Raw genomic sequence first — 13,148 nt, forward strand, 5'->3', positions numbered from 1 at the left:
CTGGTTGTCATGATTTACGGAAGTATCAATAGATGTAAGGCATTGGATGTATCACACGAAGGCAGCGTATTCGCTGTCGTCGCACGCTAGACCTTGATCAGCCGACTCTCAAAATAAAAATACTGGAGACAATAATGGCAGACGCCTCGGACCATGCGCACCGCGCGAAACAACAGATCAAGAAGGCTGCTGCCAGCGGCTGGATTGGATCGGCACTGGAGTTTTACGACTTCTTCATTTACGCCACAGCGGCATCGCTGATCTTTCCCCAGATCTTTTTTCCCAATAAGGATCCCAAGCTTGTCCTCATCGCGTCATTGGCGACGTATGGTGTGGGTTACATCGCTCGCCCGATTGGTGCCTTCTTTCTCGGGCACTGGGGTGACACGCATGGGCGCAAGCAGGTGCTGGTCTTGTGCATGTTTCTCATGGGCTTTTCGACGATGGGCGTCGGGCTGTTGCCGACTTACGAACAGGTCGGCGTGCTTGCCCCTGTGCTTCTCGTCTTGCTACGACTGATACAGGGCTTCGCAGTGGCTGGAGAGGTATCGGGCGCCACCTCAATGATTCTCGAACACGCGCCTTTTGGCCGACGCGGTTTCTACGCCAGCTTCACAATGCAGGGTGTACAAGCGGGACAGATTTTCGCTGCAGCGGTCTTCCTGCCACTCGCTTACTACATGCCCACTGAGGCGTTCAATGCTTGGGGATGGCGCATCCCTTTCCTGCTCAGCTTCATTGTCATCGTCGCGGGTTACATCATCCGCCGCGAGGTCGACGAGTCACTTGCATTCGCTGAAGAGGGCGCACGCGGTGCGGCCTATAAGGCGCCGGTTATTCAGGTTGTTACAGAGAGCTGGAAGGACATGCTGCGAGTGATGTGTTGTTCTTTGATGAACGTCATTCCAGTGGTAACAACGATTTTCGGAGCGGCTTACGCGGTCCAGCCGGGCTATGGCATCGGATTCGAGAAGGAAGTTTACCTATGGATCTCGGTCATGGGCAATATTGTCGCCGTGCTCATCACCCCGCTAGCCGGCAACCTGTCAGACAAGTTCGGCCGTAGGCCGCTGATCATCATCGGTGCACTCGCTCCAGGATTGCTGTCGTTCGTATATCTCTATGCCATCAGCGTTCATAGCATCTCGTTGGCGATCGTGACGTCACTGTTGATGTGGGGAGTCCTTTATCAAGGGTACAACGCGGTTTTCCCGAGTTTCTACCCGGAAATGTTCCCGACTCGCACCCGTGTCTCGGGCATGGCCATCTCCCAGAACCTCGGCACCGCCGCCACAGCCATGCTTCCGGCGCTATTCGTCGTTGTTGCTCCGCCAGGTTCGGTCAACGTTCCGATGACCATCGGGGCGATCACCCTGGGCGTGACGGTGGTCGCGGCAATCGCAGCCTGGACCGCCAGAGAAACCTCCCGAATCCCCTTGAACGATCTGGGCAATCCCGACGCGGTTCCTGTTCCTGAGCAGGAGTACGAACGGCTTCGAGAACAGGCTGTGGTCGACGTGCGGGTGGCCAAGGCATCTACCTGAGTTCTGGCTTCCACCGGGCTTCGGCGTAATGCAAGGCCCGATGGACTCCCATTAACGTGTTGAAAGCAGGAATTTGGCGAGGCTTGCGGTTCTGAGAGGAATGGCCACGGTAGATTCTGAGCTCAAGTTCGCAATTTCAGCGAGTCAAGACTGGGGATGGAATGACAAGATTAATCATGTGGCATTGCCAGGGACCGGAAAGGATCCTGGTATTGATGCTCGCTATCACGGCGCCTAAACCTTGAACCTGGACACCTACTTTTTTCTAACCGTACTTGCAGCCTTCCTGGTGGGTTTGTCAAAGGGGGGCTTGCCTAGTATCAGCATGTTAGCCGTGCCACTGCTGTCACTGGTGATGTCGCCGGTTAAGGCGGCGGCATTGTTGTTGCCGATCTTTGTGATTTCTGATTGGTTGGGGGTTTACCTGTATCGGCGTGACTTTAGCAAGGCTAATCTGCGAATACTGATCCCTGCGGGCATCGTCGGTGTGTTGGCAGGTTGGCTGACCGCATCTATCGTGTCGGATCAGGTCGTCACCTTCCTGATCGGCACCATGGGCGTAGCCTTTTGTCTGAATGTGTGGCTGTGCAAGCCAACCGATGGGGCACCGCAGCCTGCAGACCGTGCCAAGGGCTGGTTCTGGGGCACGCTGGCGGGCTTCACCAGTTTCATTTCCCATTCTGGCGGGCCACCGTTTCAGATATTCACGCTGCCGCAAAAACTAGCCAAGGCCGAGTTCGCCGGAACCGCCACTATTGTTTTTGCGGTCATCAACGCCGCAAAGATTGTTCCTTACCAGAACTTGCGTCCGTACTCCCATGAAACGCTGTTGGATGCCATGGTACTGATCCCATTTGCTCTGATAGGTACGGTGGCTGGTGCTTACCTTACGCGGAAAATTTCCGATATTTGGTTTTACCGCATTGTGCAGCTCAGCCTGTTTTTGGTATCCATCAAGCTGCTGGCGGACGCGGTACACAACTAATCGATTAACTCCATTGACGGTTGGATAATTGCGAGTTTAGTACGAAAAAGAATACGTCCCCCGTCGAGTCTGCTCCAGATACTGTCAGGGTAATGATAGGAGTACCTTCACACGGTTCTCCGCTGCATAAATGGATTCATCCAGGCTTGCCTCTCGTGTTTTACAAGCAGTCATCCTGATTTGCTGCAATGCTTCCATTCGTTGAAAGGGAAGGAGTGGAAAAAGGCGATCGACTTGGTTGAGCGGCTGGCGCTGGGGGGTAGATGTAAAAAAATCGTGACCGCCATCTACCCGCACGATAGGGACAGTCACAAAATTTATTAACATGCTCAGTGCACTAAACCTTCGCTACGACTTCCGTTAAATCTTGAAACTCTCCAACGAAGCTGAATGGAACAGCTCCTCGGGCTGAAGTAAGCGCGACGACAATCCTTCTGCGTAATGGCGTTCTAGGAAGCGGCTGAGTACATGACGATTTGCTTCGAAACCATAGGACCAGAAGTCTTCACCGAGCAATTGGCGGGCCGCTCTTAACTGATCCTCGATAAACGGTAACGTTACCTTGGTAGCGGAGGTGTCGCTCAATTTGCGCAGTGCCACAGACTTGGACTTTTCGAATGCCTTGGCTATGGCCCCGGGTAACCATGGGTGCTGCTCGGCGAGCGTGCGCCGGACCCCTAGCAAGTGCATGATCGGGAATAGCTGAGTGCGGCGATACCAGTCCGAGGCCGCTCCTTGAGGATCAGGATAAAGATAGCTGACCCTAGGATGACCTTGAGTGAAACAGGAAGGTGCACGTGGACCGATCACGGCATCCAGTTCACCGGAGGCGAGCATGCCAGAAAGCGTTTCAGTCTCTGGGGCGTTCTCGACGATGACATCTGCCGGTAGCTTCAGAACAATTTTCTCCAGACGCCCGGCCTCTTCATACCCACCACGAACCCAGGTGACGTCCGAGGCTTTCAAACCATGGTCTTCTTCCAGGAACAGCCGAACCCATACGTTCGCCGTCAACTGGTACTCCGGCACCCCGATCCGTTTGCCCTTGAGGTCTGCCGCAGACTCAATTCCGCGATCATTGCGGATGTAAATCGAAGAGTGACGAAACGCGCGGGATGGGAAGACAGGGACAGCAATATAGGGACTGGTGCCCGCTGCGGTTTTAACGCTGTAACTGCTCAACGATAACTCGCAGATGTCGTAGTCAGCATGGCGAAATGCCCGAAAGAAAATCTCTTCGGGATCTTGCAGCATAAAGATTGGGTCGACCCCATCGATCTGTACTTCGTCGTCCACCAATGGCCGAATGCGATCATAATTGCCCACAGCTATGGATAGGTTCAATTTGTTCATAATTGGTTCTCGCAAATTTGAGTGACTGCAGCATTCATACCCAGTGTGACGTCGCGTTGTTCTTCGTTGGATCGCAGCATGGCAAGGCAGATCTCTAAAGTGTCGCGAGCCCATTCACCGTCATGCAGCGGCGTGATCCCGTAAAACAGAGCCAGATACAGCTCGTCTATGACTTCGGACCGCGGCACCGCTGGCCGTTCAAGCATCAGTCGATTACGACTATTCGGGCCGTAGAGCATGATGGCATCCGCCACGGGCTTAAGGTCGCCACCTTCGCACGACACAATAATCGGGCCGAAATGCTGGAAGGCCATCGCGTCGTCGGTAGGAGAGGGGCTGACGTAGCGTGTACCGCCATAAGTGCTCTCAGCTTTGAGTCGCGCCTCCTCATCTGCCGATTGCACCTGCTGCAACAATCGACGGGCGCCGCCGTAAGCTTCAGGGCTTTTTGGCTTGCCCATTTCCCCAATCCACCCCATCCACTCGTCGGAGTCGAAGTGTCCGTAGCCGTTGTAGGTAATGGATGCGAATGCCCCATTCTCGAACCATAGAGTGGCTGTGTAGGCGCCTTCAGTTGGCCGGGCGCGGTCCCAGTTACCCACTGCCGCGCGGACACGGGTAGCGCGACTGCCAGCTAGCAAACGGACCACATCTACTTGATGTGCTGCCTGGCTGAATACTGCTCCGCCGCCTTCAGCGGTGGAGAGCTCTTCCGGGCGGCGAGGACGCAGCAGGTAGTCGGTGTAGTTCAGCGCTTGAATCATCTTCACTGCGCCAAACTTGCCGCTACCGATCAACTCCCGGGTACGCAGGTAGGGGGTATCGAAACTGTGGCAATGTCCAACGATCAGCTTCACGCCAGCATCGGCGCAATCGGCGATCATCCGATCGCATTCGTCGAGAGACAGCGCCATGGGTTTTTCGACTAGCACGTGCTTGCGATGAGCGGCGGCTATATGGGTGTGCTCAGCGTGAAACTGATGCGGGCTAGCGATGTACAAGGCGTCGACGTTACTGTCGGCAGCCAAGGCTTCGATGGTCTCGAAGGCAGGAGCATCAAAATCCCTTTCGAATTGCTCACGGGCTTGCGCCCGCGGGTCACAGGCGCCCACCAATTGAACGCGTCGGTCGGCCAGGAAGGTTGGCAGCATGAGGGTGAATGCCCGACCTAGACCGACTATGCCTAGGCGCAGCCGCCGCGAAGATTCTGCGTTGCTGGCCATCACGCACGGACCTCGTAATCAGGCTCGGCTACCATATTGGCATCGCCGCCAGCCCATACGTAATGACTTTTATATTCACGCCAGTCGATGTCCTTGGGCACGATCGCTTGAAACGAACAGATACTGGAAGGGATCGTTTTTTCACCCGTACCGATAGCGGTATCACCCGCTTGGAATGCTGCCAGGGCATCAAGCATCACTCGGCGGAACTCCACTACTGCAAGGTCACTGGCGCCCAAGCGCTCATCGGATCGGTTGGCGATAGGCCCCATGGTCACCCACATAGCAATATCTTGATTGGGGAAGCCTTTGATGCCGGTAAAATTACCGTTCTTCATAGCTTCACGATCTTGCCAGAAATGGTTCTCGTTGTTACGTAGCGGACGGTAGCCGCTGTCCAGATCAATGCCGGGCTGCTGGCCGAGGAACTTGCGCCAGGTTTCGGTTTCCGGGGTGTTATCGGGATTTCCCCAGGCCATGAAATAGAAGGCTGTGTGGGTGTCGTCGATGGGTACGTTGATATTTGCCACGTTATACAAGTTATTCGGCGGAATCAGCGCGGTTGCAGGGGCTACGAACACTGTAGATCGCACATACTCGTTGGTGGCTGCATTCTGAATGGGACGGCGAAGAGCGGCATAACGGAAGCCATAGCTGGTGCGGTCAACCTGCATTCGTGGTGCTTTGTCCGTAGAAGGTCGTAACCATTTTTTTGCGGTCGCCTCAGCGCCTCCAACCCGTGCTGGAACGAAGTCAGATGAGTGCAGACTTGAGCTGTGTGCCGAGTCGATGGCACCTTCCAGGATCTGCGCCCAGTTGCAAGGAATGATCGCCTTGGCGATGCTCACTCGAACCTTATCGTGGGGTGCCCAGGCCGGTGGCACAAATTCGGGAACTGCGTCCTGTGGTCCCATGTAGGCCCAAACGAAACCGCCCCATTCACGAGTTTTGTAGGCTGTATGTTTGACCTTTTGACACATGTTACTGGCGGCAGGCTCGGAAACCATTTCCACCACATTACCGTCCACATCCATCTTCCAGCCATGATAGAGGCAGCGCAATCCCGAGTTTTCATTGCGGCCGTAGAGCAGCGATACGCGGCGATGTGGGCAATACTCGTCCATGACACCAACGCGACCATCGGTGTCGCGGAACACGACCAAGTCCTCGCCAAACAGACGGGCCCTGACAGGCGTGCCGTCAGGCTCGCTGACTTCTTCAAGCAAACACACAGGTGTCCAGTGACGGCGCATCATCTGGCCCATCGGCGCGTCACCTTCGACGCGGCAGAGCAACAGGTTCTCTTCAGGGGTCAACATGTAATATCTCCAGCGTTCAACTAATCGTTTGTAAAAAAGGTCTCGCCTAAAGGTCGAGTACCAGCACGTCATTTCTGGCTCGGGAAACGCAAATCATGATCTGATCGTGCTGTTCGTCCTCACGCAGCACCATGTCGCGATGCTCGACGTCACCTTCAATCAGACGGGTACGACAAGAGCCGCAGGTGCCACTCCCACAAGAACTTGGTGTCCGAATACCGTTGTCGCGTAAAACCTCCAGAATTGAACGGTCGGCGGGAATTATGATGTCGATTCCGCTCCGGCCAAGGGTCACCGAAAAAGGCCGGTTTTCGGCGAAGCGACTCTGGTCGACACCGAAGCTTTCAAAATGTATGGAGCCGGGTGGCCAGTGCCCCGTCATGTCCAGCACGCTGTCCATCAACGGCCGGGGGCCACAGCAGTACACATGTGTACCGCTGCTTGGTTTGTCGAAAACAGGCCAGAAATCGTAAGCGTCTGCTGGCTTGCCGAAGTCGTGGTGAATGACTGACGTGTTAACAAATTCGGCCCCCAGCAGCTCATCCCTGAAGGCGGTGAGTTCCGGATTACGGGTGCAGTAGTAAAGTTTGAAGGGGATGACGGTGCTGGCCTTCAGGTGACGCATCATCGATAGGATCGGGGTAATACCGATGCCTCCGGCAACGAAGATGAATTGCCGGGCGTTCTCGGTAAGTTCGAACTCATTTTGCGGTGTTGCCACCGGTAGCAAGTCGCCTATCTTGATATCATCTGCCATGCTCACCGAACCGCCTCGTCCGTTGGCGTCACGCTTGACCGCAATGACATAACGCTCACGTTCTTGCGGGTCGTTGCTCAATGAGTAATTGCGGATGCTTCCGTTGGGCGCCCTTACCCTGAGGTGCGCACCGGCCGTAAACGCTGGCAGATGTATCCCCTGCGGGTGGGCCAATTCGAAGCGGAAAATGCCGCGGGCAATTTCGGATTTAGCGGTCACCTTGAGGCCTGTGAACCCATCATCGAGCTGTTCGGAACTACTCATCGCTGTTTCCTCATTACATCGGATTGCGGATTAAGCACGCCCACGAACCGAGAATTGCGTAGATATCTAACGTTTTTTAGGCGTGCTTCAACCAATCAGGCTGCTTTATCCTATTCGTCGGTCAGTGGCTTTTCGCTCAAGGCGTTAGCTGGCACCGCAATCAGAACTGCCAAACCCCCCGCCAGGACCAGTATCCCGATTATCGTCAGTCCGATTGCGAGGCTGCCGGTAACTGTGTTGATCCAGCCCAATCCGATGGGCGCACAGAACGCTCCGATCTGACCAAGAGAGCTGATCGCCGAAATGCCCCCTGCTGCGGACTCATCATTAAGATAAGCCGGAGGAATCGACCAGATGATCGCTGCGGCGCCAAAGTACGACACTGCAATCATTGCCAGGCAAGTAATTGAAATAATGGCCGAGTCCACAACGTGAGGCAGCAGGCAGGCACCCAAGGCACCGAAGGCGATACTGATAAAGAAGTGCTTACGACGCTCCAGACGAATGTCGGAGCTGCGCGCAATGAGAATCATGGCGATCGCCCCCACGATGTATGGCACGGTGGAAAGCAATCCGACTCGCAGTACATCTTGGATGCCAGTGTTCCGTATGATGGTAGGTGTCCAGTAATTGAGGATCGTGCCACATAGCGGCACGGTGGCCCAACCAGCAGCAAGGACGTACACGCGCGGATCCTTGAGCGCAGCCAGCACAGCATGACGCTTATCGGTAACGGGCTTCTTGCCCGCGCGGTCAGCGGCCAGCGCGTCGAGAATAATGGACTTCTCCTCGTCGTCGAGCCACTTTGCCTGCTCGGGTTTGTCTACCAGATAGAAGTAGGCCGTCACTCCCATTACAGCAGCAGGAAGACCTTCCAGGATGAACATCCACTGCCAGTTTTTCATTCCCATGACGTCAACGAAATGCGTGAGTATCCAACCGGACAGGGGACCGCCGATGATTCCCGCTGCGGCGATGGCCAGTAAGAAGCGCAATGTGATGCGAGCGCGCCTGGCACCTGGATACCAATAGGTCAGATAAAGAATGATTCCAGGCCAGAAGCCGGCTTCGGCAGCGCCCAACAGGGCACGGGCAATGTAGAACTGAGTGGGCGTTGTCATGAATGCCATGGACGCTGAGATCAACCCCCACAGCATCATGATCCGGGTGATCGTCAACCGGGCACCAATCTTTTGCAGGTAAAGCGTGCTGGGTATTTCCAAAGCGATGTAGCCTATAAAAAACAAGCTTACGCCGAGTCCGTAAGCAGCATCGCTCATACCTAAATCGTGCTTCAGGTAAGCCTGCGCGAAGCTGATGTTCACGCGATCCAGATAATTGAGAACCCAAGCCACGAAAATGAAAGTCATCAAGCGTAACGTGACTTTTCTATAGATCTTATCGATGCGCTCATGGTTGCGCTGGAGAAGATGGGGCACGGCATCTGTCATTGTTGTTGTCATTGTGCACGCCTCGGACTTTGTGTAGCGCAGCCAAAGCCTGGCGTGCTTTTTTATTAGGTCTCTAAGATAGTATGGCGATTTTTTTCTGCACGCAATGAAAAAGGAACGATATCTAATTATTTTATGAGCTGACGCATGTGTTTCGACAACGCGTTATGCTTACTCCGCTGACGCGAGTGATGAGAACGGACCTTGATATGACTGCACCAAAGCCCTTGGCCCCCAAACAACCTGAAACCCAGGAAATACTCAGGCATTGGCACGATGTTGTGCCTGATGATCGTCTCGCTCACTTGGTCAAGGATGCAACGCGCGCGCTGATCAGAGCGCTGCAGATGCGATTAACTGAACACGGCGTATCCTTTGGTCATTGGGCATTCTTGCGAATCCTCTGGGAGACAGACGGGTTGACTCAAAAACAGCTCAGCACTCAGGCTGGACTGATGGAGCCTACGACTTTCGCAGCGGTGAAGGCGATGGAAAAACTGGGTTACGTAGCCCGACAGCAGAGGCCGGAAAATAAAAAAAATGTTCACGTTTTCCTCACCGAGGAAGGACGCCGGCTGAAGGATGTTTTGATTCCTCTGGCGCTAGAAGTCAACGAGGTGAGTGTGGCCGGGCTTAAGGAGCAAGACGTCGAAACAGCACGACACGTTCTATTAACAGTAATAGAGAACCTCGCAAACGCTGAAGCGAATTCCATCAATCCGTCTCATCGGGTACCGTCAACGCGGGAGGTTGGACGCATGATCAATGAACGTGGCGAGACTGTTTGTCCGGATTAATGCCGTGTCGCAAACCGTTGAAATTTAGTGCTCCAATCCGTCGGAATAAGACTGTTTCTCAAGCTGAGCGCTGGCGCATCTTCAGATCGCCTCGTCTCCTGGCGTTCCGCTTTTCATACACCTGTGAACAACGTCAGGAAGGCTGTACCTCACCCCCCTGATGAGCGCAGCAACCGGGGCCGCCTCTACGCAGCTTGCCTTCCATTGAAAAACTATGCGCCTTCAACTTTGAGAATACCCAGCAGCACCTGAGCCTCTGGCACCATGTACGCGTTCCTGCGAGTGAACACGGCGATCCTGCGTTTTATTGTGGTTTCCTTGCGTTAGGGCGGTGTGCACCAATCACATTGGCAGGTCTGGTGGAAAGATCCAACCTCTGAGGCAGCCAAGTATCCATATGTAGCGAGTTCATGGCTGCGCCACTTGCTCATCTGGGCGGTGAAAGGGTAATCCCCCTGAAAAAAGTACGCATCAGAAGTAGAATTTTCTCCTGACCGGATCAAGGAAATTTTGCATGAAGACATCGCGTTTTTCAGACAGTCAAATCATGGCCATTCTCAAGCGAGCAGAGGCTGGAACCCCAGCCCCAGAGCTGTGGCGTGAGCACGGCATCAGTTCTGCCACGTTCTATAAGTGGCACACCAAATTCGGCGGCATGGACGCTTCGCTAATGCTCCGTATACGTGAGCGGGAAGAAGAGAACCGGTAGCTTAAAAAAATGTACGCCGAAGAGCGCCTCAAAGCCGAGATCATCCAGGAAGCCATGGCAAAAAAGTGGTGACGCAATCTCGGCGACGAGAGATGGCACTAGAGGTTGTTCGTTCCGGTCGGTGTAGCATCACAGGCTGGTGTGCCTGGCTTTCGTGGTCACTATCCCTGCTATCGCTATCAGCCACGCACGGCGTCTGAAAACTCTGAGATTGCGGATCATTTGATCCGCCTGACATACAACCAGCGAAACTGGGGCTTCGGCTTATGCTTTTTGTACCTGCGCAACGTCAAAGGCTACCGCTGGAACCACAAGCGGGTGTACCGGATTTACCGCGAGCTGGAACTGAACCTACGCATCAAGCCGCGCAAACGTACCATGCGCGAAAAGCCTGAACCACTGGCTGTTCCGCAAGCCAGCAACCAGTGCTGGTCGATGGACTTCATGCACGATCAGTTGTCGGACGGACGCAGCTTTCGGGTTTTCAATCTGATTGACGACTTCAGCCCGGAAGCGCGCAGCATGGAAATTGATTTTTCTCTTCCGGCTGAGTGTGTAGTGCGAGCGCTGGATCAGGTCATCGAATGGCGCAGAAGCCCGCAGGCAATCCGCAGCGATAACGGCCCGAATTTATAAGTGCCAAACTCACTGGGTGGGGCGAGAAACGGGGTATCCGCTTGGATTATATTCAGCCGGGCAACCTGCAGCGAAACGCCTACGTCGAGCGCTATAACCGCACGGTGCGTTACGACTGGCTGGGGCATTATCTGTTTGAATCGATAGCGGACGTTAAGGGTTACGGCACACACTGGATCTCGACATACAATTACGAGCGCTCGAATATGGCACTTGGAGGCATCACCCCTAAAAAGAAGTTGGCCTTAGTGGCCTGACGTCTATCTCTGACGTGTATTAGAAATGGGGGGATTACCATTCGTTTTGCCTGGAGGCGGTTGCGGCCACATTGTTGGGACACAATATTGCCACGCAAGCTGCTGGAGTAGAGTTAGCGGTAGGGCAAACTGGCTAATCCACCATGACCTATCGTTTGTGATTGCAAGTCGATTGGAACAAGAGTTGGTGGCAGACCGAAGTCGGTCGTTTAACTGGCTATTGGAGTGGAGCATACACCTATTGGGAAGGTGATGAGACGGCTGCTAACAATAGCTTGTCCGTCTCACCTGTACTGGTTTATGAATTTTCAGGCCAAAGTATCAAGCTCTACATAGAGTTAGGGATGGTCTGAAGTAGCCCCATGTTTTCCGGCTACTTCGTCATAGGCTTTTTCAAAAACGGTAGCCGAACAAATTGGATCAAATCTGCCGTCTATCTCATGCTTTTTTGCCATTGCGAGCACCTCGCAGCAGCCATTTATTCTATCACAGGCGCACCTCTCCCGCATTGGATAGCAAGTGTCAGCGCGCCATCCATAGGTTCAACAGGGCGAACAGCGTTACCATCTGTACGGTGTTCTTGACCAGACCTCGGAGGCGCACCTGGGTGTAACCAAACTGACGCGTGATCACCCGGAACGGATTCTCAACCTTGGCGCGAACCTGGGATTTGGCTTTCTCGATCCTGCGCATCGCTTTGTACAATGCGCTGCCCTTACCGTGCTTTTTGTAGGTGCTGCGTCGGGCTGCAACCTGCCAGATGACTTGGCGTCCTGTATGTTCTTCGTGCTTCTCGACTCCGGTATAGCCAGCATCAGCGCACACTACGTTTTCCTCGCCATGCAGCAATTTATCGACCTGCGTGATGTCTGCAACATTAGCTGCTGTGACCACCACGCTGTGCACCACGCCTGACTGATCGTCGACACCGATATGCGCTTTGGCGCCGAAGTAATATTGATTGCCCTTCTTCGTTTGGTGCATTTCGGGATCGCGTTTGCCATCTTTGTTCTTGGTCGAACTTGGCGCGTGAATGATCGTCGCATCGACGATGGTGCCTTGTCGCAACGACAGCCTACGATCACCAAGATACCCGTTGATCACACCTAATATCCTGGCGGCTAACTCATGTTTTCCAGCAAGCGGCGGAAGTTGAGGATGGTGGTTTCGTCAGGGCTACGCTCCAGGCTCAGCCCGGAAAACTGGTGCAGGATCGTGGTTTCGTACAGCGCCTCCTCCATCGCCGGATCGCTGTAGCCGAACCAGTTCTGCATCAGGTGCACGCGCAGCATCGCCATCAATGGATAGGCCGAACGACCGCCTTCGCCCTTTGGGTAATGGGGTTCGATCAGGGCGACCAACCGCTTCCAGGGCACTAGCCGATCCATCTCGATCAGGAACAGTTCCTTGTGGGCCTGTTTGCGCTTACCGGCGTACTCGGCATCGGCGAGGGTCATTTGCTTCATCGGAAAACTCGGCGACAGGCGTTCTGGGGATTTTGCCAAATCAGGAAGTCTTTTTCAGGATTTCCCTAACCTCGTCTGTATACAATGCTGCCGGGTAAAGTTCTAAATTCTCGAAATCTGAAAGGGTGGTTCCCGATATCGGGGGATTATCAAACCAGGGTTGAAAACATAAGCTTCCTCTCACGCCAACAACGGCTAAATGAAAGAGGATCTACAGATGGCACGTATTACTATTCCAACTCGCGACCAAGCTCCCACCAACACCCACTCCACCCTCGATGCAATTGGTAGCCAAGTTGGTTTTATTCCAAATATGTTTCGTATGCTCGCTTCCAGCCCAGATACTTTCGCAGGTATCATTGGTTTTCAAGGTGCGATGTCCAAGGC

Annotated in this window: 8 protein-coding genes and 3 pseudogenes; 5 read left to right on the plus strand and 6 right to left on the minus strand. The window is 54.1% G+C overall.

Features of this window, described 5'->3' with window-relative positions:
- Positions 1-134: 134 nt before the first annotated feature.
- Together HX823_RS29930 and HX823_RS29935 are read left to right on the plus strand one after the other, a co-directional pair.
- Positions 135-1,544, plus strand: a complete 1,410-nt coding sequence (locus HX823_RS29930; RefSeq protein WP_038850255.1) for an MFS transporter — start codon at positions 135-137, stop codon at positions 1,542-1,544.
- Between the two features lie 241 nt (positions 1,545-1,785).
- Complete coding sequence (locus tag HX823_RS29935; RefSeq protein ID WP_038850254.1) at positions 1,786-2,529, plus strand: sulfite exporter TauE/SafE family protein; 744 nt, start codon at positions 1,786-1,788, stop codon at positions 2,527-2,529.
- A gap of 360 nt (positions 2,530-2,889) precedes the next feature.
- Here HX823_RS29935 and HX823_RS29940 read toward each other — a convergent pair whose 3' ends face one another.
- From HX823_RS29940 to HX823_RS29960, 5 genes are all read right to left on the minus strand, one after another.
- Complete coding sequence (locus tag HX823_RS29940) at positions 2,890-3,882, minus strand: ABC transporter substrate-binding protein (RefSeq protein WP_038850253.1); 993 nt, start codon at positions 3,880-3,882, stop codon at positions 2,890-2,892.
- The gene (locus HX823_RS29945) at positions 3,879-5,105 is read right to left on the minus strand and encodes a Gfo/Idh/MocA family protein (protein WP_038850252.1); all 1,227 of its coding nucleotides are present in this window, start codon (positions 5,103-5,105) and stop codon (positions 3,879-3,881) included. The genes HX823_RS29940 and HX823_RS29945 overlap by 4 nt, the downstream gene beginning before the upstream one ends.
- Positions 5,105-6,424 (minus strand): Rieske 2Fe-2S domain-containing protein, encoded by a 1,320-nt coding sequence (locus HX823_RS29950; RefSeq protein ID WP_038850251.1) that lies wholly within the window; start codon positions 6,422-6,424, stop codon positions 5,105-5,107. Before HX823_RS29950 ends, HX823_RS29945 begins: the two co-directional genes overlap by 1 nt.
- A gap of 46 nt (positions 6,425-6,470) precedes the next feature.
- Positions 6,471-7,445 (minus strand): PDR/VanB family oxidoreductase, encoded by a 975-nt coding sequence (locus tag HX823_RS29955; RefSeq protein ID WP_038850250.1) that lies wholly within the window; start codon positions 7,443-7,445, stop codon positions 6,471-6,473.
- 110 nt (positions 7,446-7,555) lie between these two features.
- Complete coding sequence (locus tag HX823_RS29960) at positions 7,556-8,896, minus strand: MFS transporter (protein WP_235165507.1); 1,341 nt, start codon at positions 8,894-8,896, stop codon at positions 7,556-7,558.
- 209 nt (positions 8,897-9,105) lie between these two features.
- Between HX823_RS29960 and HX823_RS29965 the strand changes: the two genes are divergently transcribed.
- From HX823_RS29965 to HX823_RS29975, 3 genes and pseudogenes are all read left to right on the plus strand, one after another.
- Positions 9,106-9,693 (plus strand): MarR family winged helix-turn-helix transcriptional regulator, encoded by a 588-nt coding sequence (locus HX823_RS29965; protein WP_050572493.1) that lies wholly within the window; start codon positions 9,106-9,108, stop codon positions 9,691-9,693.
- A gap of 514 nt (positions 9,694-10,207) precedes the next feature.
- Positions 10,208-11,295: pseudogene (locus HX823_RS29970) on the plus strand (IS3 family transposase).
- 50 nt (positions 11,296-11,345) lie between these two features.
- Positions 11,346-11,642 (plus strand): annotated as a pseudogene (locus HX823_RS29975) (acyloxyacyl hydrolase); the annotation flags it as partial.
- A 175-nt stretch (positions 11,643-11,817) separates the two neighbouring features.
- Here the strand turns inward: HX823_RS29975 and HX823_RS29980 are convergent.
- A pseudogene (locus HX823_RS29980) lies at positions 11,818-12,761 on the minus strand (IS5 family transposase).
- Positions 12,762-13,148 lie beyond the last annotated feature (387 nt).

It is taken from the genome of Pseudomonas sp. P7759 (assembly GCF_013386445.1).
In the GTDB taxonomy this organism is placed as follows: domain Bacteria; phylum Pseudomonadota; class Gammaproteobacteria; order Pseudomonadales; family Pseudomonadaceae; genus Aquipseudomonas; species Aquipseudomonas azotoformans_A.

Coding starts and splice junctions, on each gene's coding strand:
- HX823_RS29965 (WP_050572493.1), top strand. CDS start 9,106: ATGACTGCACCAAAGCCCTTGGCCCCCAAACAACCTGAAACCCAGGAA.
- HX823_RS29955 (WP_038850250.1), bottom strand. CDS start 7,445: ATGAGTAGTTCCGAACAGCTCGATGATGGGTTCACAGGCCTCAAGGTG.
- HX823_RS29945 (WP_038850252.1), bottom strand. CDS start 5,105: ATGGCCAGCAACGCAGAATCTTCGCGGCGGCTGCGCCTAGGCATAGTC.
- HX823_RS29960 (WP_235165507.1), bottom strand. CDS start 8,896: ATGACAGATGCCGTGCCCCATCTTCTCCAGCGCAACCATGAGCGCATC.
- HX823_RS29950 (WP_038850251.1), bottom strand. CDS start 6,424: ATGTTGACCCCTGAAGAGAACCTGTTGCTCTGCCGCGTCGAAGGTGAC.
- HX823_RS29940 (WP_038850253.1), bottom strand. CDS start 3,882: ATGAACAAATTGAACCTATCCATAGCTGTGGGCAATTATGATCGCATT.
- HX823_RS29930 (WP_038850255.1), top strand. CDS start 135: ATGGCAGACGCCTCGGACCATGCGCACCGCGCGAAACAACAGATCAAG.